This is a genomic window from Pseudomonas sp. GW822-FHT02E03 (genome assembly GCF_058802325.1).
The window spans coordinates 188,958-214,721 of the sequence record NZ_JBXAOA010000005.1; the positions used below are offsets into that span (position 1 = coordinate 188,958).

Here is a 25,764-nt window from a genome sequence, read left to right on the forward strand (position 1 = left end):
GTTTTTTATGTTTGATTATTCCGCCCGCCCTGACTTGCTCAAGGACCGGGTCATCCTGGTCACCGGCGCTGGCCGTGGCATCGGTGCTGCCGCTGCAAAAACCTACGCCGCCCACGGCGCCACCGTGCTGTTGCTGGGCAAGACCGAGGCCAACCTGACTCAGGTCTATGACGAAATCGAAGCGGCCGGGCATCCACAACCGGCCGTGATTCCGTTCAACCTGGAAACCGCACTGCCTCATCAATACGATGAACTGGCAGCCATGATCGAGACCGAGTTCGGCCACCTCGACGGCTTGCTGCACAACGCATCGATCATCGGTCCACGCACCCCGATCGAGCAGTTGTCCGGCGAGAATTTCATGCGCGTCATGCACGTCAACGTCAACGCCATGTTCATGCTCACCAGCACCCTGCTGCCACTGCTCAAGCTGTCTCAGGACGCCTCAGTGGTGTTCACCTCCAGCAGCGTCGGTCGCAAGGGTCGTGCGTATTGGGGCGCTTACGGCGTTTCCAAGTTCGCCACCGAAGGCCTGATGCAAACCCTGGCCGACGAAGTAGACACCGTGGCACCGGTGCGCTCCAACAGCATCAACCCCGGCGCCACCCGCACCAGCATGCGCGCTCAGGCCTACCCCGGTGAAAATCCTCTGAACAATCCGACACCCGAGGAGATCATGCCGGTCTACCTTTACCTCATGGGTCCGGACAGCACCGGCATCAATGGTCAGGCATTCAACGCTCAGTAGTGTCCGTGCGTCGCTTTTCTGCCGCGACGGCTTCCCGCCGCGGCATTCAAACCCGGTGGTAACTACCCCTGCTTCAAGTCAAATAAATGTCACCGCGCTGCGCAAATCCCCGCGCACAACCTTCCAGCATTTTGATTTTTAAAGCTTTTTATTCGACTGAACCGAATGGCATGACTTTCGCTCTAACTTTGCTCAGACACGCCGTGTGAAAGCAGACGAGGCGGAGCTTGAGCCGAGAGGTTACTAATCTTCGGCAAAGCGGACTAAACTCGTGCCAAATGTCCTACGGGACTGATGGACCAGTATGACGCGCAGCCCAAAGCCGCTCTCACCCAGCCTGTAAGACAGCCTTACTGCTTAGGGGCTCACGCCATATGAAATCACCTTCCCAGACCAACGCAATTGACTTCGACAGTGCCAAATTGCAACGCCTGGGCTTTGGTCAGCAGCCTCCCCTCCTGGAGCGGCCCGTCAGTCTTGCGCAGTTGCGCCAAGCGCTGGGCCTGCAACTGCAAACCAGTCTTGAGCCGCAACGCATTCTCGGACTTTTCTTCCGTGAAATTCAGCGCCTGGTGCCGCTGGATGCCTTGAGTTACGAACATCAGCCCAGCGACTTGCGCCTGCAATTCGGTGCACGGGGTCATCATTCAATCAGCTACAGCCTCAGCCATGAAGGCGAGCAATTGGGTGAGCTGGTGTTCCGTCGCAATCAGCGTTTCAGCGAACAGGAACAGGGCAACCTGGAGTCACTGTTGTCGACCCTGCTCTTCCCCATGCGAAACGCCCTGCTCTACCGAGCGGCGACCCAAAGTGCATTGCGTGATCCGCTGACCGATACCGGCAACCGCATCGCCATGGATCAGACGCTGGAACGGGAAATCGAGATGTCGCGGCGACACTCGCAGCCTTTATCGCTGCTGATGCTGGACATCGATCATTTCAAACAAATCAACGACACCTACGGGCACAGCGCCGGCGATGAAGTGCTGAAGGCCGTCGCAGCCTCGATCAAAAATCAGTTGCGCAACGTCGACATGGTGTTCCGCTTTGGTGGCGAAGAATTCCTGATTCTGCTGTCCAACACCAATCGGGAAGCTGCAGCCATGATCGGTGAGCGACTGCGGTTTGCGGCGCAGGCTCAGGACTATGAGGCCGAGGGCAAGATGATCGAGCTGACGGTCAGCATCGGTTGCTCGACGCTGCTTCCCGGCGAGTCTGCCGAGAGTCTGTTGCGACGGGCCGACAGTGCGTTGTATGTGGCCAAGCGCGAGGGGCGTAACCGGTTGGCAATGGCAGGCTGATATTTCAGCACCGCTGTATAACCAATGTGGGAGCGGGCTTGCTCGCGAAAGCGGTCTTACATTCAGCATCTCTGTTGAATGTTAAGCCCTCTTCGCGAGCAAGCCCGCTCCCACATTTGGTTTGTGTTGTTTTCAGGGGATCAGCTTTCAGCCAACGCCATCCGCTCACGGGCTACCGGGGTTTTCACTGCCAATTCCAACTGCATGCAACGTTCCAGGAACAGATACATGTAGTCGTAACTTTTGCAGACAGCCTGGCGCAATTCCACTTGCAGTGCTTTGCTCGGGTTCATGCCCGCCAAGGTGCAGATGATTTCCAACGCTTCCCATGGATGGGCATCGTCATACTGGGCATGCATCTTCAACCACTTCATGGCCCGCTTGCGATCTTCCTCGGGGAACGAGGCCGCATAGACGCCATTGGAGCAAACCAGGGCCGACCACTCCCCGGTCGCCCCCTCGATGGCATAGTTGGTGGCGGCGATGGCCACGATCAGCGAGTCCGACGAACTGGTGTGCCAGCACCAATGGCTCAAAGCGTGAAGCTCTGGTGCCACGTGTTGCGCTTGCAGATCTTCCAGGCTGATACCGTGGGCACGACTCCAGTGGACCCAGTAGTCGGCATGGTTCAATTCGACGCGAATGTTGCGCATCAGCCAGCGACGCGCCATGTCTTCGCCAGGGTGGCGCGCAAAACGGGTCTTGGTCAGGTTCTGTGCCATATATAAAGCGAACTGTTCGACCACCGGCCAGCCACCAATAAGGTACTGACGCATGGTTTTTGCACTGAGTCTGTTATCTCGCATGCGTTGATACAGTTCGTGTCCGACAACCCGGCGCTTGCTCTCGCTGCAATCCTGGATCAGTTGCTGAGCCCAGGCGGGATAACTTGCAGCTTCCATGAGTGGTCCGGTTCTGTTGAATGTATCGATCACTGTCGCGCTCCTTTTGATTGTGATTTTAAGATCAACAAGAGATTTCAACGGAACGTGCCCGGCGCCTTGAACAACAAGGATCGGGGCCTGGCAGGACGACTTTGCAAACTATCCCAGGTAAACAGATGCGGGCGTTCAATCACATACCCTTGAGCGTAATCCACTCCGATCTCCAGCAATGCCTGCTCGATCTGAGGTGTTTCAACGAACTCTGCAATCGTGCGCTTACCCATGACATGACCGATGTGATTGATCACTTCGACCATGGCGCGGTTAATCGGGTCGTCCAGCATATCCTTTACGAAACTCCCGTCGATCTTCAGGAAGTCTACAGGTAAATGTTTCAAGTAAGCGAATGAGGACATACCGGCACAAAAGTCATCTAGCGAAAAATGACAACCTAAACCTTTGAGTTCATTGATAAATTTAGTTGCGCTAGCCAGATTTGCAATCGCGCTGGTTTCTGTAATTTCAAAACAAATCATTTCAGGTGGAATTGAATATGCAACAAACTGTTCACGAAGGAAGTCCAGAAACGCCTCATCTCCGATAGTAATACCTGACAGATTTATCGCACACATGGCCAACGGCCCTTCGCGCTCTTCGGCGACGCACTGGGCAATGACTTTGAAAACGTTCTCCACCACCCAACGATCAATCGATGTCATCAAACCGTAACGCTCGGCGGCCGGAATGAAACTGTCCGGCAGAATCATGCGTCCCGCTTCGTCATGCAGGCGCAGCAGTATTTCGATATGCCCGCCGCCATGCTCACCAGGGCCAAGAGGCGCGATTTCCTGGGCGTACAGGCAGAAGCGGTCTTCTTCCAGCGCCACGTGCAGGCGCTGCACCCAGGCCATTTCGCCAAACCGCAAGGACAGCTCCGAGTCGTCGGCGTGATAGACCTGAACCCGGTTGCGGCCCTTTTCCTTGGCCATATAACAGGCCATGTCAGCGGCACGCAATGAAGCTTCAAGGGTGGCCGGACTCTGGACCACATGCACCAGGCCAATGCTCACGGTGGTCACGAACGGCCGGCCTTTCCAGACAAAATGCAGGTTCTGCACGGTCTGGCGCAGGCCTTCGGCGATTTTCTCGGCCGCTTGCGGCGCGCAGTTTTCCAACAGAACGCCAAACTCGTCACCCCCTAGCCGGGCCAGGGTGTCACCTTCGCGCAAACCTGATTGCAACAACGCACATATATGCCGCAACAACTCATCGCCCGCCGCATGACCGCAGGTGTCGTTGACCAGTTTGAATTGATCCAGGTCGAGAAACATCAAGGCGTGACGCCCCGCCTGGCGCGTCAGGTTATGCAGGGCCTGCTCCAGCCGATATTCGAACTCGCGGCGGTTGGCCAATCCGGTCAGAGCATCATGAGTCGCCTGCCACGACAGATTGGCGATGTATTGCCGCTCCTGGGTCATGTCATGCAGCACCAGCACAGTGCCACTGACCCTGCCCGTATTGCGGATCGGCGCGCCGACAAGAGTGACCGAAACCGTGCTGCCATCCAGACGCTGGATCAGTTTTGAATGCTCGCTGCCACCGCTGAGCTGACCGCTCAAAATGTGCTCGATCAAGGTAAAACCCTCGGCCTGAGCACTCTCGTCCAGCAGATTGAACAGCGCCGCCAATGGCAACCCCGCCGCCTGTTCGGCCTTCCAGTGAGTCAAGGCCTCGGCGGCCGGATTCATATAGACAATCGCGCCCTCGACGTCCGTGGTGATCACCCCGTCGCCAATCGATTGCAGAGTGATCTGTGCCCGGTCTTTCTCCAACTGCAAGGCATCGGCGAAGGCATGGCGCTGCTTGAGCAGTTTATGCGTACGCAACAGAGCTAACACAATCAAACCCAACGCAGTGGCCAGGTTTGTCACCAACAGCAGCCGGAGAATCACCCGTGAGCCTTCGCCCAAGGCATCGCTGAACGCTTTGGCGGCGGGCGTCACGCCATCGTTGATGGCAAAAATCTGCTCTCTCCAGCGTTTGACGTCGGCATCGGTGACCTGGCTATCGGCAATACGCTGATGCATCTCCCGCGCGACGTCATCGAGTCGCACCAGGTACGCGTCACCGACCGTCCACAGCTCGATGGCTTTTTCCAGGTAACTGAAATTCCGGAAATTGAGGTACAGCCAAATCAAACTGGAGACGTCGTCCGGGTGGTTGCCGCCCTTGAGGATCGCGATTCGCGCTGCCTCGATATTCGGTGGCTGATGGTCCAGCGCCAGACGCAATTCATGGCCACCCTGAGGCACCGCAATCGCGTTCTGGTATTTGAGAAAAATCGTTTCGTCGCGACTGTCGGCGTAGAGATTGAGGTAATAGATGGCGTCTTTCTGGCCCTTGGACCACAGGCTTTCCCCGCCGACGTAACCGCGAACCGCCGAAAGAACGTAAAGACTGACGCCTCCCAACAATGCCTGAAATAACACGACGGCGATAAAAGGCCAGACGATGCCCAACAACCGAGGGGTTGCGAGAGTCCTTTTTGGCTTCATGAGGTCCCTTGTCTTAACACTGCTCGATCGTCGTCCGGACGAAAACGCTACCGCTAGACTAGGATGGGTTCTCACTCTAGGCAAGCCGGGGAAGCTCATGCTCAACAGCAGCACAGTCCCGGCGATTCAGGGCTGCTCGTCTTCACGTGCTAATCCTTGCCGGGGAAAATACCCTGAACGTCCTGTGGCATTAATCTAGTGCTGCTGTAAATGCCCATAAAGCTTGGCGTACAAACCACCATCGGCAATCAGCTGCTGATGGTCGCCATCCTCGGCAACCTGACCACCGTCGAACACCAGCACTCGGTCAGCCTGCTTCACGGCCGACAACCGGTGCGCAATGATCAGCGTGGTGCGGTGACTCAAGAACCGCGCCAGCGCCTGGTGCAGGTTGTATTCGGTGGCCGCGTCCAGGGCGGACGTGGCCTCGTCGAGGATTACCACTTTGGGTTCGGCCAACACCATCCGCGCAATCGCCAGGCGTTGACGCTGCCCGCCGGATAAACGCACACCGGAGCGCCCGACAATACTGTCCAGGCCATTGGGCAATTCACGCACCGTATTGTGCAACTGAGCAATTTCCAATGCCTGCCAGCAGGCTTCATCGCTGCGTTCGCGGCCCATGGTCAGGTTGGCGCGCACGGTGTCGTTGAACAGTGCCGGGTGCTGCAAGACCACGGCGACATTTTCACGCACGGTTTCCAGGCCAATCTCTTCCTGAGTCGAACCACCGAAACGGATGGTGCCGGCCAGCGGTGTGTACAAGCCCAGCAGCAACTGCACCAAGGTGCTTTTACCACCGCCGCTGGCACCGACAATCGCGACTTTTTCACCGGGGGCAATCGACAGGTTCATTTGGTTCAGCACCAACTCGTCGCCGTAGCCGAAACTCAATCCCTGAACTTCGATGCCTACCGTGTCGCGCCCCTGAAACGGGTCGACACTGCCGTTGTATTGCGGCTCATCAGCACGGGCCAGCAACTCGTTGATGCGCGACAGCGCACCGCCAGCGGCGTAAAAGGCGTATTGCAGGTTGAGCAGTTGTTCCACCGGACCGATCATGAACCACAGGTAGCTGAACACGGCCAGCATCTGGCCGATGGACAGGTCGGAAAACAGCACGGTGAGCATGGCCGCGGCGCGAAAAATATCGATGCCGAACTGGAACAGCAAGCCGCTGGCGCGGTTCGATGCATCGGTTTTCCACTGCGAGCTGACCGCGTAATCGCGCACTTCACGCGCTCGCTGGCCCAGCCGTCCGAGGAAAAAGCCCTGACGATTACCGGCGCGCACTTCCTGGATGGCATCCAGGGTTTCGGTCAAGGCCTGGGTGAAGCGCGAGGTGCTGTCGTTCTCGAGTTTCTTCAGGTGTTTGACCCGCTTGCCCAACTGCACCGTGGCATAGATCACCAGCGGGTTGAACAGCAGGATCAGCAGCGCGAGTTTCCAGTGCATCCACATCAGGATCGAGGCGGTGCCCACCAGCGTCAGCATGGCCACAAGGAAACGACTGAGGGTTTCGCCGACGAATTTGTCCACTGTGTCCAGGTCGGTGACCAGGTGCGTAGTCACCGTGCCGCTGCCCAGGCTTTCGTATTCGCCCAGCGAGATGCATTTGAGTCGCTCGATCAGCCGCACCCGAATCCGATACACGATGTCCTTGGCCAACGCCGCAAACAATTTCGCCTGCACCACGTTGAACAACAACGCGGCACAGCGCAATGCCAGGGTCACCAGCAGCATCAGGCCAATGTAACCCGCAGCTTTCTGCCAGACGTCGGGCAGCGCGTGGTTCATGATTTTCAGCGCGGCGTCGCCGTGGCCCAGCAGCACTTCATCCACCAGCAACGGCAACAGCAAGGGGATCGGCACGCTGCACAGCGTTGCCAATACCGCGACGCCGTTGGCGATCCACAGGGATTTTTTATGGTGAAGGGCCAGGCGACGGATTTCTGCCCAGCTCAGACGGTCGACACGTGCAGGGGCTGGAACGTCGTCGGGCAGATCATGCACAGGCAGCGCGCTCCAGCCAGCGGCCGAGCAACGGTGACAACACACTCAGAGGCTGATACCCATTGGTCAGCAACGCCAACTGACCATTACGCTCTGCCAGCAAGGTCGGGAAACCGGCAATGCCCAGGTCCTGAACCCAGGTGAAATCGGCAGCGGTGGCGGCGTGCTGATCGGCACGGTCGAACGCGGCGGCGAACTCGATGCGCGGCAAACCGGCCTGCTCCGCCAGCTCCACCAACACGCTGGCGCGGGTGACATCACGCCCCTCGGCATAGAACGCATGCTGGATCAGCCCGAGCAGTTTCCAGGCGCAATCCGGTGCCAGACTGCGCGCCGTCACCAGCGCCCGACAGGCAGGCTCGGTGTCGTAGACAAACCCGTCGGGCAGCGCGCCTTCAAACTTGAACGGTTGGCCAGTAGCCTCGTGGACCGCCTGCCAGTGCTCAAGGATATAGCGCCGGGTAGTCGGCTCCAGCGCCGAGCCGCTGCCGGTGCGCAAACCGCCGACGACCAAATGCACGTCTACCCCCGCCACCTGCGCCTGCTCGACCAGCGCATTGGCCACTGGCGCAAAGCCCCAGCACCAGGAACACATCGGATCCATCACATAGAGCAGGCGACGTGCGGACATGGTTCAAGCCTCGGAAGGAGTTTGCTTGTAGTTGTAACCAATCGGGTGCGGCAGGTTGCGCGCCTTGGCCAGTTCGATCTGCTTCTGCCGGTCGATGGCACTGCGACGGGTTTTCTCGCTCAGCTTATCCCAGCAATGCGGGCAACTGATGCCGGCCACATAGTGCTCGGACGCGCGGTCTTCGACGCTGACAGGCGTACGACAGGCATGACATTGATCGTAGTCGCCTTCGCTGAGGTCGTGGCGCACGGTCACGCGGTTATCGAACACGAAGCAGTCGCCCTGCCATTTGGTTTCTTCCTGCGGCACCTCTTCGAGGTACTTCAGAATGCCGCCCTTGAGGTGATAGACCTCATCGAAACCCTGGCTGAGCATGTAGCTCGACGCCTTTTCGCAGCGAATGCCGCCGGTGCAGAACATCGCGACTTTCTTGTGCACGGCCGGGTCGAAATGGGCTTTGATGTAGTCGGGGAATTCGCGAAAACTGGTGGTCTTCGGATCGATGGCGCCTTCGAAGGTGCCAATCGAGACTTCGTAATCGTTGCGGGTGTCGATCAGCAGCACTTCGGGATCACTGATCAGCGCATTCCAGTTTTGCGGATCCACATAGGTGCCGACCTTTTTGTTCGGGTCCACGCCTTCAACGCCCAAGGTGACGATTTCTTTCTTGAGTTTGACTTTGGTGCGGTAGAACGGCTGCTCGTCGCAGTACGACTCTTTGTGGTCGATGTCGTCCATGCGCGGGTCGTTCTTGAGCCAGGCCATCAGCCCGTCAATGCCTTCGCGGCTGCCGGACACGGTGCCGTTGATGCCTTCTTCGGCGATCAGCAGCGTGCCTTTGATGCCGTTGTCGACCATCGCTTGCAGCAGCGGCTCGCGCAGGGCGACGTAATCTTCCAGGGTGACGAACTTATACAGTGCCGCCACGACAATCTGTTGTGTCATGGGTAATTCTCCAGGTGGCTACCCTCGTAAGGGGTGAACCGGATGCGAAAAAAAACGCGCCGGGTGAGCGGCGCGTTGCGGATTCTAGCAAAAACCGTGTGGCTTTAGGACTGCGAGATGCCTTTGTGGCGAGGGAGCTTGCTCCCGCTCGGCTGCGAAGCAGTCGTAATGCTGGCGACTGCACTCTTTCAGACAGGACGCTGTTGCAGGTTTTAGGACTGCTTCGCAGTCCAGCGGGAGCAAGCTCCCTCGCCACAACAGCCCTTCAGCCCGTCAGCCCGTCACATTAATGTTTGCTACCGCCAGCACAGGTCGGCGAAGCCGGGGCCGCGTCGATCTGTGCCCATTCTTGCGGTGTGTAGGTGTGCAGCGCCAACGCATGGAACTCGCCCATCAGTTCGCCCAAAGTGCCGTACACCTTCTGGTGACGCTTGACGCGATTGAGGCCTTCAAACTGCTGGCTGACCACCACGGCTTTGAAGTGGGTCTGCAACCCACGGCTGTGCATGTGGCTTTCATCCAGCACTTGCAGGTGCTCGGGCTGTAACAGCCCGAGCGTTGATTCGATGCGTTGTTGCATGGTCATCCCGAACTCCGCTTAAGGCTTTTTCTTGGCAGGAGCGGCGCCTTTAGGCTCCAGCTCGGCCGTCATGTCAGCCAGCAGTTTGTTGACCACAGGCACCGCGCTTTCCAGCTTGGCCTGGGTCATCTGGGCCGATTGCTGAGTCAGCTGCGGCATTTTTTCCAGGACTTTCTTGCCCAATGGAGACTGGTAGAACGCAACCAGATCCTTGAGCTCGGATTCGCTGAAATTGGTGGTGTAAAGCTTGACCATGTCCGGCTTCAGCTTGTTCCAGCCAATGGCTGCGTCCAGAGCGGCGTTGGCCTTGGCTTGATAGGTTTCCAGCAGGGCTTTTTTCGACTCAGGGGCTTTGGTCTGTTCAAAGCGCTGAGCGAACATTTGCTGCACTTGCATGTACACCGGAGTGCCCAATTTGTCAGCGTGCGCCAGGGTCAGGAAAGCTTCGGCACTGGCGTTGTGGCTGGCGGTATCGGCAAAAACCTGGCCGCTGGCGCAAACCAGTGCAACCGCGGTACAGATGGCACGAAGACGAGTCATCGAGTTTCCTTTTCTAGCAGGCGAGGCAAAACCTCAAGGGCGTCCATTCTGCACCTAAAAAAGTGTGTCACTCAACCCCAAGCCTTGTCGCGCCTGATTTAGAGGGGTTGAACGGTCAAATTCCAGACTGATGGAACCACGGCCGGCGATCACGGCCTAAACTGCGCTATCAGACCTACAGGAGTGTGCATGATGAGCCGTATCGAAACCGACAGCCTGGGCCAGGTAGAAGTCCCGGATGACGCTTACTGGGGCGCTCAGACGCAACGCTCGCTGATCAACTTCGCCATCGGCAACGAGCGCATGCCGCTGGCGGTGCTGCACGCCCTGGCCCTGATCAAGAAAGCCGCGGCGCGCGTCAACGATCGCAACGGTGACCTGCCCGCCGACATCGCCCGGCTGATCGAACAGGCCGCCGACGAAGTGCTCGACGGCGACCACGACGAGCAGTTCCCGCTGGTGGTCTGGCAGACCGGCAGCGGTACCCAGAGCAACATGAACGTCAACGAAGTGATCGCCGGTCGCGCCAACGAACTGGCCGGCAACCCGCGCGGCGGCAAGACGCCGGTGCATCCCAACGATCACGTCAACCGTTCCCAGAGTTCCAACGATTGCTTCCCCACGGCCATGCACATCGCGACGGCTCAGGCGGTGCAGCAGCATTTGCTGCCGGCGATCAGCGAATTGTCGGGCGGGTTGGCGGAGTTGTCCGCGCGGCACATGAAACTGGTCAAGACCGGTCGTACCCATATGATGGACGCCACGCCGATTACCTTCGGCCAGGAACTCTCGGCGTTCATCGCGCAACTGGATTACGCCGAGCGGGCGATCCGAAGCGCGCTGCCGGCGGTCTGTGAACTGGCTCAGGGCGGCACTGCGGTCGGCACCGGATTGAACTCGCCCCACGGTTTTGGCGAAGCGATCGCTGCTGAACTGGCCGCCCTCTCCGGCCTGCCGTTCGTTACGGCCCCCAATAAATTTGCCGCATTGGCCGGCCACGAGCCGCTGGTCACCCTTTCCGGCGCCCTGAAGACCCTTGCCGTGACCCTGATGAAAATCGCCAACGACCTGCGCCTGCTGGGCTCCGGGCCGCGAGCGGGGTTGGCCGAAGTGAAACTGCCGGCCAATGAGCCGGGCAGTTCGATCATGCCCGGCAAGGTCAACCCGACTCAGTGCGAAGCCCTGTCGATGCTGGCCTGTCAGGTATTGGGCAATGACGTTGCCATCGGTTTTGCCGCCAGTCAGGGCCATCTGCAATTGAACGTGTTCAAACCGGTGATCATCCACAACCTGCTGCAATCGATCCGCTTGCTGGGCGATGGCTGCAGTAACTTCCAGCGGCATTGCATCGCCGGGCTGGAACCGGATGCCGAGAAAATGGCCGAGCACCTGGAACAAGGCTTGATGCTGGTGACGGCACTGAACCCGCATATCGGCTACGACAAGTCGGCGGAGATTGCCAAGAAGGCTTACAGCGAGGGGCTGACCCTGCGTGAGGCGGCGTTGCAGCTGGGCTATCTGACCAATGAAGAGTTTGATGCGTGGGTGAGGCCGGAGGATATGTTGGAGGCTGGCAAGCAGGGGTGAATCTGAAAGTGATTCAGTGCCTGACAGTCAGTCATCGCGGGCAAGCCACGCTCCCACAGTTTTGTGTCGATCCTGAATATTTGTGATCGACACAAAACCTGTGGGAGCGTGGCTTGCCCGCGATGAACGATAACGCGGTCTACCGTGTGACTGCCATCCGCACCCGCCGCGCCCTGAGCCCCGCCATCAACGATGGCCCCAACGCCACCAGCGCCGACCCGAGCACCACCAACACCGCCCCGCCATAACCCAGGCCGTTGATCTGCTCGGCATGCACATACTCAGGCCATAACCACGCGGCCACGGCCACGGCGGCAAAGGTCACCAGCGGCGTGATCGCCAGCGTTGCGCTGACCCGCGAAGCTTCCCAATGGGCCAGGGCTTCGGCGAAGGCGCCATAAGCGATCAGGGTGTTCAAACAGCACGCCAGCAGCAGCCAGCCTTGCAGCGGGCTCAATTGCAGCGCCTCCAGCGGATGCACCCATGGCGTCAGCAACAGCGCACAAAACAGGTAAATCACCATCATCACCTGCAACGAGTTCCACACCGTGAGCAACTGCTTCTGGCCCAAGGCATAGAAGGTCCAGACCGTGGACGCCAACAGCACCATCAGCACACCCGCGGTGTAATCGGTCAGGGAAGTCAGCAGTTCACTCAAACGCTGATTGAAGAACAATGCAAAGCCGATCAGCAGCACCAACAGGCCAATCCCCTGCCCCACGCTAAACCGTTCCTTGAACACGAACAGACTGGCGATCAGCAACATGATCGGGCCCATTTGCACCACCAGCTGCGCGGTGCCGGGGCTGAGCAGGTTCAGGCCCATTAGGTACAGCACGTAGTTGCCGACCAGTCCGAGTACCGCCATCAACACCAGCCAGCCACCGCGCGGGCCGAGGACTTTGCGACTCGGCAGGCGTTTGGTCGCTGCCAGATAAATGAACAGGCAGCCACCGGACACCAGCAAGCGAAACCAGGTCACCGTCACCGGGTCCATCACCAGCAGCACTTGCTTGAGCTTGATCGGCAGGATTCCCCACAGCAACGCGGTCAGCAAGGCCAGGCACAAACCATAAACCCAGCGACCCGATGAAATATGCATGCTGACCCCGAAGCCGATTGGCGAAAACGGTCATTCTAGGCTCAGACGGGAGCGCGACACAGGGACAGTTGCCGACGGGCCGCGAATGAAACTGTGCAGGTCGCACCATAAAGTTGACGATATGCCGTCGATCAGCTGGCCAGGCGTGGCAAGTGGTTCATGCATAAGCTCATTGAAACCGTCACCCGCAGGAGATCGCCCATGTACGGCATGCGCGCCCAAGACAACGCCCCCGCCACCCACTTTCGTTGTGACCGGTTGTGTCGTGTGAATGGAGAGCTGTATTTCACCACGCGGGAACAGACGCTGGAGGGGCCGTTCGATGATGCGGCGACGGCCGAGAAAGAGATTCAGGCTTATATCGAGCGGATGCAGTTTTTGCGGATGAACTCGTAAGTCGCATCGCCTGCATCGCGGGCAAGCCCGCTCCCACAGGGTTTGTGGCGTTCGCAATATTTGTGATCGCCACTAATTACTGTGGGAGCAGCGGGCAAGCCCGATCCCACAGGGTTTGTGGCGTTCGCCGTATTTGTGATCGCCACTAAATACTGTGGGAGCGGGCTCGCCCGCGATAGCAATGCAACACGTACTTAACGCACCGCTTCAAACAACCCTGTAGCCCCCATCCCGCCCCCCACGCACATGGTGACGATGCCGTAACGCAGGTTACGCCGCTGCAATTCACGCACGATGTGCCCGACCTGACGCGAACCGGTCATGCCGAATGGATGGCCGATGGCAATCGAGCCGCCGTTGACGTTGTATTTGTCGTTGTCGATTTCCAGCCGATTGCGGCTGTACAGGCATTGCGAGGCGAACGCTTCGTTGAGTTCCCACAGATCAATGTCGGCAACCTGCAATCCCTTCGCCTTGAGCAACTTCGGCACCGAGAACACCGGGCCGATGCCCATTTCGTCTGGCTGACACCCGGCCACGGCAAAACCGCGGAAGAAGGCTTTGGGCTTGAGCCCCAGCGCCAGGGCTTTTTCCAGGCTCATCACCAGGGTCATCGAAGCGCCGTCAGACAGCTGCGACGAGTTGCCGGCGGTCACCGAGCCGTCCTCGGCAAACACCGGTTTCAACCCGGCCAGGCTTTGCAGCGTGGTGTCCGGGCGGTTGCAGTCATCGTGATCGACGATGCCGTCGAGAATCTGCACCTGGCCAGTGGCCTTGTCTTCAACGCGATACTTCACCGCCATCGGCACGATCTCATCGTTGAACAACCCGGCGGCCTGCGCCAGGGCGGTACGTTGCTGGCTTTGCAGGGCGTACACATCCTGCTCTTGGCGGCTGACGTCGTAACGACGCGCGACGATTTCGGCGGTCTGGCCCATGGGGAAATAGATGCCCGGTACCTGCTCTTTCAGCAGCGGGTTGATCAGGTTGTCGGTGTTGACGCTTTTCATGGTCAGGCTGATCGACTCGACGCCACCAGCGACAATGATGTCGCTGCAGCCCGAAGCGATCTGATTGGCGGCAATGGCGATGGCCTGCAAGCCCGATGAACAGAAGCGGTTAAGGGTCATGCCAGCCGTGCCGATGCCCAGGTGCGATAGCACCGCGACGTTACGGCCGATGTTGAAGCCCTGGGCGCCTTCGTTGGAGCCGGCGCCGACGATGCAATCCTCGACGCTGGCCGGGTCGACGTCATTGCGCGTGAGCAGCGCATTGACACAGTGGGCCGCCATGTCGTCCGGGCGGGTCATGTTGAACTTGCCACGAAAGGATTTGGCCAGGCCGGTCCGTACGCTGTCGACGATCACCACTTCACGCATGGCATACACCTCATTGTTGTTGTCAGTCAGGAGTTGGACCGAGCATAAGTCCACCCTATGACTGACCGCGACAATCATTCACCCCGCGTATGCGTAGCCATCGGTTCAGCGCTTGCGATTTCGCTGTTTCTTCTCGCGTTTGTCGGACTTTTCGAACGCCTCTTCCAGTGCCTCGTTAAGGGTGCGCAGGACCTTGACCCGGGCCCAGCGCTTGTCATTGGCTTCCACCAGGGTCCACGGTGATACCTCAGTGCTGGTGCGATCGACCATGTCGCCGACAGCGGTGCGGTAATCGTCCCACTTGTCGCGATTGCGCCAGTCGTCTTCGGTGATCTTGAAACGCTTGAAGGGGATTTCTTCACGCTCCTGGAAGCGCTTCAGTTGGGTCTGTTTGTCGATGGCCAGCCAGAACTTGACCACGATCACCCCGGCGTCGGCGATCTGCTCTTCGAAGTCGTTGATCTCACCGTAGGCGCGCAACCAATCCGCCTTGCTGCAATAGCCTTCGATGCGCTCCACCAGCACCCGGCCATACCAGGAACGGTCGAACACAGTGAATTTGCCCCGGGCCGGGATATGCCGCCAGAACCGCCAGAGATACGGCTGGGCCCGTTCTTCCTCGGTAGGCGCGGCGATCGGCACGATGTCGTACTGGCGCGGGTCGAGTGCCGCGGCCACCCGACGAATTGCCCCGCCCTTGCCTGCCGCGTCATTGCCTTCGAACAATGCAATCAACGCGTGGCGACGCATGCGCTTGTCGCGCATCAACCCGGAAAACCGTGCCTGTTCGGTAATCAGTTGTTCTTCGTAATCGTCCTTGTCCAGGCTCAGCGTCATGTCCAGGCTGTCGAGCAAATTCACCTGATCGACGCTGGGGAACAAGGGCGCGGCGCTGACTTTGTCCGGGTGAATCCTGGGTCTTTTCAGTGCACTTTGCAGGCCATCGAGCAGAATCTTGCCGACCGCCAGGCTTCTATAATTCGCGTCCACGCCTGCAATCACATGCCACGGCGCATAGTCGCGACTGGTGCGGCGCAGCACCCGTTCGCCGTATTTGACGAATTTGTCGTAGGTCTGCGATTGCTGCCAGTCCAGCGGGCTGATGCGCCAACTGTGCAACGGGTCATCGGCCAGCGCCTTGAGCCGCGCTTTCATTTGTTTTTTGGAGAGGTGAAACCAGAACTTGAAGATCAGCGCGCCTTCGTCGCACAGCATCTTCTCTAACCGCTCGGCCCCATTGATGCTTTGATCGAGTCGCGGATCCTTGAACAAGCCATGAACCCGTCCCTGCAGCATCTGGCTGTACCAGTTACCGAAGAAAATCCCCATGCGGCCCTTGGCCGGGAGCATCCGCCAGTAGCGCCAGGCCGGCGGTCGCGCCAGTTCTTCGTCGGTCTGCTGGTCGAAGGTGCGAACCTCGATCGAGCGCGGGTCCATCCATTCGTTGAGCAACTTGACGGTCTCGCCCTTGCCGGCCCCTTCGATGCCGTTGATCAAGATGATCACGGGAAAGCGCCGTTGCTGCCGAAGTTCGAACTGCGCTTCGAGCAAAGCCTCACGCAGGGCCGGCACTTCGGCGTCATAGGTTTCTTTGTCGATGGCATGACCGATTTCGGCGGATTCGAACATAAGGCAGCTCCTTCCAGGATTGAGCAAGACTAGCGGATTGACTACCCATATGTAGGACAAATCAATCTTTGAAGCGGATACAAACCCCTGTGGCGAGGGAGCTTGCTCCCGCTGGACGGCGAAGCCGTCCCGACATCGGCAACCCCGCACTCCAGTGGTACATAGGCAACCAGCTTGCGGCTGCTTTGCACCCGAGCGGGAGCAAGCTCCCTCGCCACAAAAGCGACGATTTTCCCTGACACAGCCAATGTGGCACTTGCCATGGATCAAGCACGGCCACGGCGATCGGCTAGAATGGCCACCTTGTCGTTGCCGAGCCTGCCATGAAACCTGTATTGCCCCACGCCCAGCTCGACTGGGACGACCAAGGTCGCCCGCGTTCGCGGGTGTTCGATGATGTGTATTTTTCCGACCAGTCGGGCCTTGAAGAAACCCGCTACGTGTTTCTGCAGCAAAATGATTTGCACGAGCGTTTCGCCGCATTGCCGGCAAGCGGTCGATTGGTGATTGGCGAAACCGGGTTCGGTACCGGGCTGAATTTTCTCTGTGCCTGGCAGTTGTTCGAACAGCACGCGGTGGCCGGTGCGCGACTGCATTTTGTCAGCGTCGAAAAGTACCCGTTGAGCGCTGCCGACCTGCAACGGGCCCTGGCCCTATGGCCGGAACTCAAGCCGTTTGCCGATCAATTGCTGGCGCAATACGTCGCGATCCATCAAGGCTTTCAGCGCCTGGTCCTGGACAACGGCCGCGTCACCCTGACCTTGCTGGTCGGCGATGCACTTGAGCAGTTGCCGCAACTGGATGCGCAAATCGACGCCTGGTTTCTCGACGGCTTCGCCCCGGCGAAAAACCCCGACATGTGGACCGCCGAATTGTTTGCCGAACTGGCTCGCCTGGCGGCACCCGGCTCGACCATCAGCACCTTTACCAGCACCGGCTGGGTACGCCGTTTGCTGAATGCGGCGGGTTTCAAGATGAAGCGCACGCCGGGCATCGGCCATAAATGGGAAATTTTGCGGGGCACGTTCCTCGGTTGGCCCGAAGAGGCCGCTAAACCGACCTCGGCAAAACCATGGTTCGCTCGCCCACAGCCGCTGACCGGCGAACGCCGCGCCCTGGTGATCGGTGCCGGGCTGGCCGGTTGCGCCAGTGCCGCCAGCCTGGCCGCGCGGGGTTGGCAAGTGAGCCTGCTGGACCGCCACGAAGCACTGGCGCAGGAAGCCTCGGGCAACCCTCAGGGCGTGCTGTACCTCAAGCTTTCTGCTCACGGCACGGCGTTGTCGCAATTGATCGTCAGCGGTTTTGGTTACACCCGACGTCTGCTGGAACAACTGCAGCGTGGCGTCGACTGGGACGATTGCGGCGTCTTGCAACTGGCCTTCAATGCCAAGGAAGCCGAGCGTCAGGCGCAATTGGCCGCGGCCTTTTCACCGAGCCTGGTGCATCTGCTCGATCAATCCCAGGCCCAGGCCCGGGCCGGCATCGAATTGGCGCACGGCGGCTTGTTCTACCCTGAAGGCGGCTGGATTCATCCGCCTGCGTTGTGCCAGTGGCAAGCGTCCTCAACGAACATCCAGTGGCTGCCCCATCGCGACGTGCTGGAACTGCGCAAGGTCGATGATCAGTGGCAGGCCTGGGACGGCGATGCACTGCTGGCCAGCGCGCCGGTGGTGATTCTGGCCGGCGCCGCCGAGATCAAGCGTTTTCCCCACAGCGCCGACCTGCCCCTCAAACGCATTCGCGGCCAGATCACCCGACTGGCACAAACCCCTGAAAGCCAGAGCCTGGCGACCGTCGTCTGCGCCGAAGGCTATGTGGCCCCCGCACGCCTGGGTGAACACACTCTCGGCGCCAGCTTCGATTTCAAAAGCGATGAGCTGACCCCGACCGTCGCCGAACACCTCGGTAATCTGGCGTTGCTCGAAGAAATCTCCACTGACCTGGTCGCCCGTCTGCATGTTCCAGACCTGGACCCGCAGCAACTGGAAGGACGCGCGGCATTCCGCTGTACCAGCCCCGACTACCTGCCGATCGTCGGACCGTTGGCCAACCAGGCTGCCTTCGCCGACGCCTATGCCGCACTGAGCAAAGATGCCCGGCAAGTGCCCGATGTTCCCTGCCCATGGCTCGAGGGGTTTTACGTCAACAGCGGTCACGGCTCTCGCGGTTTGATCACCGCGCCGTTGTCTGGCGAGCTGTTGGCGGCATGGCTTGAAAACGAGCCGTTGCCGCTGCCAAAAACAGTCGCCGAAGCCTGCCATCCCAATCGTTTTGCCTTACGCCAATTGATCCGCGGAAAAGCCTGACCCATCGACATATAACTTATCGGTCTAAAACTCCAGGGATCCAGCTGGGTCAGTTTCCGGGTACCCGCCGTTTTTGGCGAGGTATCGATTGACCCTCCCCAACGGAAAAACCGGTAAGGACTTATGTGCGGATTAGCTGGAGAATTACGTTTCGACCATCAACCTGCGGACCTCGCAGCCATTGAACGAATCACCCATCACCTGGCCCCTCGTGGCCCTGATGCGTGGGGCTTCCACAGCCAGGGGCCGATTGCCCTCGGCCATCGGCGCCTGAAAATCATGGACCTGTCGGACGGCTCGGCACAGCCGATGATCGACAACCAACTGGGCCTGTCCCTGGCCTTCAACGGCGCGATCTACAACTTCCCGGAACTGCGCACTGAGCTTGAAAGCCTCGGTTACGCCTTCTATTCCGGCGGCGACACCGAAGTGCTGCTCAAGGGTTATCACGCCTGGGGCGAAGCCCTGTTGCCCAAACTCAATGGCATGTTCGCCTTCGCCATTTGGGAGCGCGATGCCAAGCGCCTGTTCATCGCCCGCGACCGTCTCGGCGTGAAGCCGTTGTATCTCTCGCGCACCGGGCAACGCCTGCGCTTTGCCTCGGCCCTGCCAGCATTGCTCAAGGGTGGCGACATCAACCCGATTCTCGATCAGGTGGCGCTCAATCATTATCTGAACTTCCATGCAGTGGTCCCGGCCCCGCGCACCTTGCTGGCGGGCATCGAGAAACTGCCCCCGGCGAGTTGGATGCGCATCGACGTGGACGGCACCACCGAGCAGAAAACCTGGTGGACCCTGCCCTACGGCCCAAATGCCGACGAACTGAACCTGACCCTCGAAGACTGGCGCGACCGCGTGCTCGACAGCACCCGTGATGCGGTGGCGATCCGTCAACGGGCGGCGGTGGACGTCGGCGTGCTGCTTTCCGGTGGCGTCGATTCGAGTCTGTTGGTAGGCCTGTTGCGCGAAGTCGGGGTCGAAGACTTGTCGACCTTTTCCATCGGCTTCCAGGATGCCGGCGGCGAGCGTGGTGACGAGTTCCAGTATTCGGACCTGATCGCCAAGCACTACGGCACACACCATCACCAATTGCGCATCGACGAAAAAGAGATCATCGAGCAATTGCCCGCGGCGTTCCGCGCCATGAGCGAACCGATGGTCAGCCATGACTGTATCGCGTTCTATCTGCTATCTCGCGAAGTGGCCAAGCACTGCAAGGTGGTGCAAAGCGGCCAGGGCGCGGACGAGTTGTTCGCCGGGTATCACTGGTATCCGCAGGTGGACGGTGCGAGCGATCCGTACGCGGCCTATCGCGATGCGTTTTTCGACCGCAGCTATACCGACTACGCCGCCACGGTGCAGCCGAAATGGCTGACGGCCAACGACGCGGCCGGCGACTTCGTGAAGGAACACTTCGCCCGGCCCGGTGCCGAGGCAGCCGTGGACAAAGCCCTGCGCCTGGACAGCACCGTGATGCTGGTGGATGACCCGGTCAAGCGGGTCGACAACATGACCATGGCCTGGGGCCTGGAAGCGCGTACGCCCTTTCTCGACTATCGCCTGGTGGAATTGTCGGCGCGGGTGCCGGGCAAATTCAAGCTGCCGGATGGCGGCAAGCAAGTCTTGAAAGAAGCGGCGCGGCTGGTCATTCCCAGTGAAGTGATCGACCGCAAAAAGGGTTACTTCCCGGTCCCTGGCCTCAAGCATTTGCAGGGTGACACGCTGAACTGGGTGCGTGAACTGCTGCTCGATCCGAGTCAGGATCGTGGTCTGTTCAACCCCGCCATGCTCGACCGCCTGCTGACCGATCCACAAGGTCAACTGACCCCGTTGCGCGGCTCCAAGCTGTGGCAATTGGCAGCCCTGAACCTGTGGCTCAGTGAACAAGGAATCTGATCGATGAAACCTCACGCCACGGCTTATAGCCAACGCTTGTTGCGCGGTCAGACGCCCTCTTATGAACGCCTGCAGGCGCGCCTGGCCGAAGACGGCAGTGAATTGGGCGCCGCGCCAATCGCGGTGCATTGCGGTTGGGGCCGGCTGCTGATCGGCCATACCTTTCCCGATGCGGCGAGCCTTGCCCAAGAGTTGCTCAATGAGCAGCCCGGTGAGCGGGACATCGCCTTATACGTTGCCGCGCCCCAGCAAGTGTTGGGGCTGGAGCCGGCGCAACTGTTTCTTGACCCCTCCGACACCTTGCGCCTGTGGTTCAGCGATTACCGCCAGGCTACCCGGGTGTTTCGCGGCTTTCGCATCCGTCGGGCGCAAAGCGAGACGGACTGGCAGGCTGTCAATCAGCTGTATCAGGCACGCGGCATGCTGCCCATTGATGCGAATTTGCTGACACCTCATCCCCAGGGCGGCCCGGTTTACTGGCTGGCCGAAGACGAGGACAGCGGCGCGATCATCGGCAGCGTCATGGGCCTGAATCATCACAAGGCGTTCAACGACCCGGAAAATGGCAGCAGCCTGTGGTGCCTGGCGGTCGATCCGCAATGTTCGCGCCCAGGCGTCGGTGAAGTGCTGGTGCGGCACTTGATCGAACACTTCATGAGCCGTGGCCTGAGTTACCTGGACCTGTCTGTGCTGCACAACAACCGTCAGGCGAAAAGTCTTTACGCCAAGCTCGGTTTTCGCAACTTGTCGACCTTCGCCATCAAGCGCAAAAACGGCATCAACCAGCCGTTGTTTCTCGGCCCCGGCCCCGAAGCCGAGTTCAATCCGTATGCGCGGATCATCGTCGAGGAGGCTCATCGGCGCGGCATTGAGGTGCAGGTGGATGACGCGCAAGCGGGTCTGTTTACCTTGATTCACGGCAGTCGCCGGGTGCGTTGCCGCGAATCCCTGAGCGATCTGACCAGCGCCATCAGCATGACGTTGTGCCAGGACAAAAGCCTGACCCACAAGGTGCTGAAAAACGCCGGTCTTGAACTGCCGGCCCAACAACTGGCAGGGAGCGCGGACGACAATCTGGCGTTTCTCGACGAGCACCAACGGGTGGTGGTCAAACCGCTAAACGGTGAACAGGGCCAAGGGGTGGCGGTGGATTTACGCACCCTCGAAGAGGTCCAGCAAGCCATCGAAAACGCCCGCACTTTCGACAGTCGAGTACTGCTGGAAAGCTTCCATGCAGGCCTCGACTTGCGGATTCTGGTGATCGGTTTCGAAGTGGTCGCCGCCGCCATTCGCCGGCCGGCGGAAGTGGTGGGCGATGGTCAGCATTCCATCGGTGCGCTGATCGAGGCCCAGAGTCGTCGCCGTCAGGCGGCAACCAGCGGTGAAAGCAAAATCCCGCAGGACCATGAGACCCAGCGCACGTTGCAAGCCGCGGGGTACGACTACAGCAGCATTCTGCCAGCTGGTGAGCATCTGTTCGTGCGGCGCACGGCGAATCTACACACCGGCGGCATTCTTGAGGACGTCACGGCGATTCTGCATCCGACCTTGGTGGATGCGGCGGTGCGTGCAGCGCGGGCGCTGGATATTCCAATGGTCGGGCTCGACCTGATGGTGCCGGCCGCCGACCAGCCGGAGTACGTGTTTATCGAAGCCAATGAACGCGCCGGGCTGGCCAACCATGAACCGCAGCCGACGGCGGAGCGGTTTGTGGATTTGTTGTTTGCGCATAGTCAGCCGGTGGCCTGACATTGATGTGTCGCCTGTTCCATCGCCATCGCGAGCAGGCTCGCTCCCACATTTGACTGCATTCCCCTGTGGGAGCGAGCCTGCTCGCGATGGGGCCCTGACAGATCACACACCCTTCTTGATCGTTCCCACGCTCTGCGTGGGAATGACTCCTCGGACGCTCCGCGTCCACTTGGGACGCAGAGCGTCCCTGGCTGCATTCCCACGCGGAGCATGGGAACGATCAGCCCTCACGTCATCAGGAGTTTCCATGACCCGCAAAATTCCCGAGCCGGACCTCAATTACCTGCAAAAAGTCCTGCTGGAAATGCTCGCCATTCCCAGCCCCACCGGGTTCACCGACACCATCGTGCGTTACGTTGCCGAACGTCTCGAAGAGTTGGGCATTCCCTTTGAGATGACCCGTCGCGGCACCATCCGCGCCACCCTCAAGGGCAAGCAGAACAGCCCGGACCGCGCCGTCTCAGCCCACCTGGACACCATTGGCGCAGCGGTTCGCGCGATCAAGGACAACGGTCGCCTGACCCTGGCGCCGGTCGGTTGCTGGTCCAGCCGTTTTGCCGAAGGCAGCCGCGTCAGTCTGTTCACCGACAACGGCGTAATTCGCGGCAGCGTGTTGCCGCTGATGGCTTCCGGGCATGCGTTCAATACTGCCGTGGATGAAATGCCGATCAGCTGGGATCACATCGAGTTGCGCCTGGACGCCTACTGCGCCACCCGCGCCGATTGCGATTCGCTGGGGATCAGCGTCGGCGATTTCGTCGCCTTCGACCCGTTGCCGGAGTTCACCGAAAGCGGCCACATCAGCGCCCGTCACCTCGACGACAAGGCCGGCGTTGCCGCACTGCTGGCGTCGTTGAAAGCCATTGTCGACAGTGGCGAAGAACTGATGATCGACTGCCATCCACTGTTCACCATCACCGAAGAAACCGGCAGCGGTGCAGCGGCGGCCCTGCCTTGGGACGTCAGCGAATTCGTCGGCATCGACATCGCGCCGGTCGCGCCCGGCCAGCATTCCAGCGAACACGCGGTGAGTGTGGCGATGCAGGATTCCGGCGGGCCTTATGACTATCACTTGTCGCGCCACTTGTTGCGGCTTGCCAGCGACAACGAACTGCCGGCGCGTCGCGACCTGTTCCGCTATTACTTCAGCGATGCTCACTCCGCCGTTACGGCCGGCCACGACATTCGCACCGCCCTGCTGGCCTTCGGCTGCGATGCCACCCACGGCTATGAACGCACCCACATCGACAGCCTCGCCGCCCTGAGTCGCCTGCTCGGCGCCTACATCCTCAGCCCGCCGGTGTTCGCCAGCGATGCACAACCGGCCAAGGGCTCCCTGGACCGGTTCAGTCACCAGATCGAACACGAGACGCAGATGGAAAGTGACACGCGGGTGCCGTCGGTGGACAGCTTGATTGGGCAGCGTTCGGAGAGCTGATCCTGACGATCGTTCCCACGCTCCGCGTGGGAATGCAGCCCGGGACGCTCCGCGTTCCTTTCGAGAGCTGGAACGCGGAGCGTCCCCTGAGGCATTCCCACGCAGAGCGTGGGAACGATCAAGATCAAAAGATCGCAGCCTTCGGCAGCTCCTACTGGTGATGCGTTTATAACCGCCGTAGCATCGCGCCATTGTTTAGCCGAGGTGCCTTATGCTGATCCCCCACGACCAACTTGAAGTCGACACGCTGACCCGCCTGATCGAGGATTTCGTGACCCGCGACGGCACGGACAATGGCGATGACACACCGCTGGAAACCCGCGTGTTGCGTGTTCGTCAGGCATTGACCAAGGGCCAGGCGCTGATCGTCTTCGATCCGGAAAGCGAGCAATGCCAGTTGATGCTCAAGCACGACGTGCCCAAGCACCTGTTCGACTGAGACCCTTATCGGGCTTTGGCTTTGACCTGTTGAACCTGGATGCGCTCATAGACTTCGGCGCGATGTACGTTGACCTGCTGCGGCGCTTCAACACCGAAGCGCACGCTGCTTCCGTTGACGGCGAGAACCCGCACGGAAATGTTGTCACCAATGGAAATCAACTCGCCCACAACGCGACTGAGTACAAGCATGGCATTCATCCTTCAGGGTTACCGGCCCTTGAAGATGCCCGGCGCGTAGCGGGTCTTCAATGCAACGGCAGCAAAACAGTCTTGCCCTACAGCCCAGGAGGCTTCGCCCTGACGGACGTGTCCGACAAACCGGTTAGATGAAGGACCGATCCTTCAGGAAGCGGAAAAGCGCGGGCCAAACAGGATGACGCTCGCCCCGATCACACACAGCGCCACGCCAATCCAGTCCGAGCCCAGCGGACGAATCCGCTCGACCACCGCCAGCCAACCGATCGACGCAATGATGTAGATGCCACCATAGGCCGCATAGGCGCGGCCGGCGTAGCTCGCTTCGACCCGGGTCAGCAGTACCGCGAACAAGATCAGGCTGAGCAACGCCGGGATGATCCACCAAGCGCTTTTACCCTGGCGCAACCACATCCAGAAGGCAAAGCAGCCAGCGATTTCAAACAGCGCGGCGAGGAAAAACCACAGGTAATTGAGCATGCAGATGTCTCGTGAGGATGACCGGTTGCGGCCACCCTAACGACGGTCTTGCGCACGGGCAAGTTCAGCCTGCGGATTGTTTGGCCTTGGCGCGCATTTTGTCGGCCATCACGGTCATTTCGTTGTAGAGCAACTGCGGATCTTTCTGTTTGATCGCCCAGGCCATGCGGCCCTGTTCGTGAGGCAGAATCAGGAATTCGCCGGCGGCGACCTGCTGATAGATGTAATCGGCAATGTCGGCGGCGGTGATCGGCGAGCTTTCCAGCAACTTGCCGACCTGGGCTTTCATGGCCGGAGTCGGGCCGCGGAAAGAGTCCAGCAAGTTGGTCTGGAAGAACGACGGGCAGACCACATGCACGCTGACTTCCTCGTGGGCCAGTTCGATCAACAGACTTTCGGACAAAGCCACCACACCCGCCTTGGCCACGTTGTAGTTGCTCATGGCCGGACCTTGCATCAGTGCGGCCATCGAGGCGATGTTGATGATCTTGCCTTTGCTTTTCTCCAGCAGCGGCAGGAAGGCCTTGCAGCCCTTGACCACACCCATCAGGTTGATCGCGATCTGCCAGTCCCAGTCTTCCAGCGACAATTCACTGAAGAACCCGCCCGAGGCCACGCCGGCGTTGTTAACGATGACGTCGATGCCGCCGAACTTCTCTTCACAGGCTTGGGCAAACGCCGTCAGCTGGCTGTAGTCGCGCACATCGCAACGCTGGATGAAACCGTCACCGCCGGCTTCGCGAACCAGCTTCAGGGTTTCTTGCAGGCCGGGTTCACTGACATCCGACAAGGCCAGCTGCCAGCCTTCACGCGCCCAGCGCAGCGCGATTTCGCGACCCAGGCCTGAGCCCGCGCCAGTGATCATCATGCGATTTTGCATAGCAAACAGCCTTGTTGTTCCGGGGAAGATGCGCCGAGTGTAGCGAAGGATAATGCGCGACCCACGCTCCATCAGAGTGCTGAATG

General features: G+C 59.7%; 22 protein-coding genes. 9 read left to right on the forward strand and 13 right to left on the reverse strand.

The features are described 5' to 3' along the window. The first annotated feature begins 7 nt into the window (after positions 1-7). Together AC1RQB_RS06185 and AC1RQB_RS06190 are read left to right on the forward strand one after the other, a co-directional pair. Entirely contained in the window at positions 8-748 is a 741-nt protein-coding gene (locus tag AC1RQB_RS06185) for a YciK family oxidoreductase (protein ID WP_063341138.1), read from the forward strand. A 374-nt stretch (positions 749-1,122) separates the two neighbouring features. Further along, positions 1,123-2,049, forward strand: a complete 927-nt coding sequence (locus AC1RQB_RS06190) for a GGDEF domain-containing protein (protein WP_063341139.1) — start codon at positions 1,123-1,125, stop codon at positions 2,047-2,049. Positions 2,050-2,189: 140 nt separating this feature from the next. Here the strand turns inward: AC1RQB_RS06190 and AC1RQB_RS06195 are convergent, their stop codons facing one another. The 7 genes from AC1RQB_RS06195 to AC1RQB_RS06225 form a co-directional block, all read right to left on the reverse strand. Then, a complete protein-coding gene (locus tag AC1RQB_RS06195) occupies positions 2,190-2,951 on the reverse strand; it encodes an iron-containing redox enzyme family protein (protein WP_219734651.1) in 762 nt (253 codons plus the stop codon). Between the two features lie 77 nt (positions 2,952-3,028). Beyond that, positions 3,029-5,488, reverse strand: coding sequence for an EAL domain-containing protein (locus AC1RQB_RS06200; RefSeq protein ID WP_063341141.1), 2,460 nt, complete (start codon positions 5,486-5,488; stop codon positions 3,029-3,031). A gap of 195 nt (positions 5,489-5,683) precedes the next feature. After that, positions 5,684-7,501 (reverse strand): ABC transporter ATP-binding protein, encoded by a 1,818-nt coding sequence (locus AC1RQB_RS06205; RefSeq protein WP_063341142.1) that lies wholly within the window; start codon positions 7,499-7,501, stop codon positions 5,684-5,686. Further along, on the reverse strand, positions 7,494-8,096 hold the full coding sequence (locus AC1RQB_RS06210; RefSeq protein WP_198537223.1) for a DsbA family protein: 603 nt from the start codon (positions 8,094-8,096) through the stop codon (positions 7,494-7,496). The genes AC1RQB_RS06205 and AC1RQB_RS06210 overlap by 8 nt, the downstream gene beginning before the upstream one ends. A 39-nt stretch (positions 8,097-8,135) precedes the next feature. Further along, positions 8,136-9,077, reverse strand: coding sequence for an oxygen-dependent tRNA uridine(34) hydroxylase TrhO (trhO, locus tag AC1RQB_RS06215; RefSeq protein ID WP_063341144.1), 942 nt, complete (start codon positions 9,075-9,077; stop codon positions 8,136-8,138). 286 nt (positions 9,078-9,363) lie between these two features. Further along, positions 9,364-9,663, reverse strand: coding sequence for a BolA family protein (locus AC1RQB_RS06220; protein ID WP_008005913.1), 300 nt, complete (start codon positions 9,661-9,663; stop codon positions 9,364-9,366). Positions 9,664-9,675: 12 nt separating this feature from the next. Further along, positions 9,676-10,197, reverse strand: coding sequence for a DUF2059 domain-containing protein (locus AC1RQB_RS06225; RefSeq protein ID WP_008071591.1), 522 nt, complete (start codon positions 10,195-10,197; stop codon positions 9,676-9,678). Positions 10,198-10,389: 192 nt separating this feature from the next. Here AC1RQB_RS06225 and AC1RQB_RS06230 point away from each other — a divergent pair, with 192 nt between their 5' ends. Continuing rightward, positions 10,390-11,784, forward strand: coding sequence for a class II fumarate hydratase (locus AC1RQB_RS06230; protein ID WP_032830366.1), 1,395 nt, complete (start codon positions 10,390-10,392; stop codon positions 11,782-11,784). Between the two features lie 139 nt (positions 11,785-11,923). Here AC1RQB_RS06230 and AC1RQB_RS06235 read toward each other — a convergent pair whose 3' ends face one another. Continuing rightward, positions 11,924-12,886 (reverse strand): DMT family transporter, encoded by a 963-nt coding sequence (locus AC1RQB_RS06235; RefSeq protein WP_063341145.1) that lies wholly within the window; start codon positions 12,884-12,886, stop codon positions 11,924-11,926. Between the two features lie 201 nt (positions 12,887-13,087). On the opposite strand from AC1RQB_RS06235, the gene AC1RQB_RS06240 reads away from it, so the two are divergent. Then, positions 13,088-13,282: a DUF6316 family protein gene (locus AC1RQB_RS06240; protein WP_063341146.1), complete on the forward strand. Its 195-nt coding sequence runs from the start codon at positions 13,088-13,090 to the stop codon at positions 13,280-13,282. A 194-nt stretch (positions 13,283-13,476) separates the two neighbouring features. Here the strand turns inward: AC1RQB_RS06240 and AC1RQB_RS06245 are convergent, their stop codons facing one another. Together AC1RQB_RS06245 and pap are read right to left on the reverse strand one after the other, a co-directional pair. Next, a complete protein-coding gene (locus AC1RQB_RS06245) occupies positions 13,477-14,661 on the reverse strand; it encodes a thiolase family protein (protein WP_008071575.1) in 1,185 nt (394 codons plus the stop codon). A 105-nt stretch (positions 14,662-14,766) separates the two neighbouring features. Next, positions 14,767-16,290: a polyphosphate:AMP phosphotransferase gene (gene pap / locus AC1RQB_RS06250; protein WP_063341147.1), complete on the reverse strand. Its 1,524-nt coding sequence runs from the start codon at positions 16,288-16,290 to the stop codon at positions 14,767-14,769. 323 nt (positions 16,291-16,613) lie between these two features. Here pap and mnmC point away from each other — a divergent pair, with 323 nt between their 5' ends. The 5 genes from mnmC (at position 16,614) to AC1RQB_RS06275 (ending at position 24,121) form a co-directional block, all read left to right on the forward strand. Continuing rightward, positions 16,614-18,596, forward strand: a complete 1,983-nt coding sequence (gene mnmC, locus AC1RQB_RS06255) for a bifunctional tRNA (5-methylaminomethyl-2-thiouridine)(34)-methyltransferase MnmC2/FAD-dependent 5-carboxymethylaminomethyl-2-thiouridine(34) oxidoreductase MnmC1 (protein WP_063341148.1) — start codon at positions 16,614-16,616, stop codon at positions 18,594-18,596. Positions 18,597-18,719: 123 nt separating this feature from the next. After that, positions 18,720-20,492 (forward strand): N-acetylglutaminylglutamine amidotransferase, encoded by a 1,773-nt coding sequence (locus AC1RQB_RS06260; protein WP_063341149.1) that lies wholly within the window; start codon positions 18,720-18,722, stop codon positions 20,490-20,492. Between the two features lie 3 nt (positions 20,493-20,495). Next, entirely contained in the window at positions 20,496-22,241 is a 1,746-nt protein-coding gene (ngg, locus tag AC1RQB_RS06265) for an N-acetylglutaminylglutamine synthetase (RefSeq protein ID WP_063341150.1), read from the forward strand. Positions 22,242-22,491: 250 nt separating this feature from the next. Beyond that, complete coding sequence (locus tag AC1RQB_RS06270) at positions 22,492-23,682, forward strand: osmoprotectant NAGGN system M42 family peptidase (protein ID WP_063341151.1); 1,191 nt, start codon at positions 22,492-22,494, stop codon at positions 23,680-23,682. 211 nt (positions 23,683-23,893) lie between these two features. Continuing rightward, positions 23,894-24,121, forward strand: coding sequence for a YheU family protein (locus AC1RQB_RS06275; RefSeq protein WP_003199186.1), 228 nt, complete (start codon positions 23,894-23,896; stop codon positions 24,119-24,121). A gap of 5 nt (positions 24,122-24,126) precedes the next feature. Here the strand turns inward: AC1RQB_RS06275 and csrA are convergent, their stop codons facing one another. The 3 genes from csrA to AC1RQB_RS06290 all read right to left on the reverse strand — a co-directional run bounded on the left by csrA (position 24,127) and on the right by AC1RQB_RS06290 (position 25,678). Then, the gene (csrA, locus tag AC1RQB_RS06280) at positions 24,127-24,312 is read right to left on the reverse strand and encodes a carbon storage regulator CsrA (RefSeq protein ID WP_008075152.1); all 186 of its coding nucleotides are present in this window, start codon (positions 24,310-24,312) and stop codon (positions 24,127-24,129) included. 153 nt (positions 24,313-24,465) lie between these two features. After that, positions 24,466-24,798: a YnfA family protein gene (locus AC1RQB_RS06285; protein ID WP_063341152.1), complete on the reverse strand. Its 333-nt coding sequence runs from the start codon at positions 24,796-24,798 to the stop codon at positions 24,466-24,468. Positions 24,799-24,862: 64 nt separating this feature from the next. Continuing rightward, on the reverse strand, positions 24,863-25,678 hold the full coding sequence (locus AC1RQB_RS06290) for an SDR family oxidoreductase (protein ID WP_008075150.1): 816 nt from the start codon (positions 25,676-25,678) through the stop codon (positions 24,863-24,865). Positions 25,679-25,764: the final 86 nt, after the last annotated feature.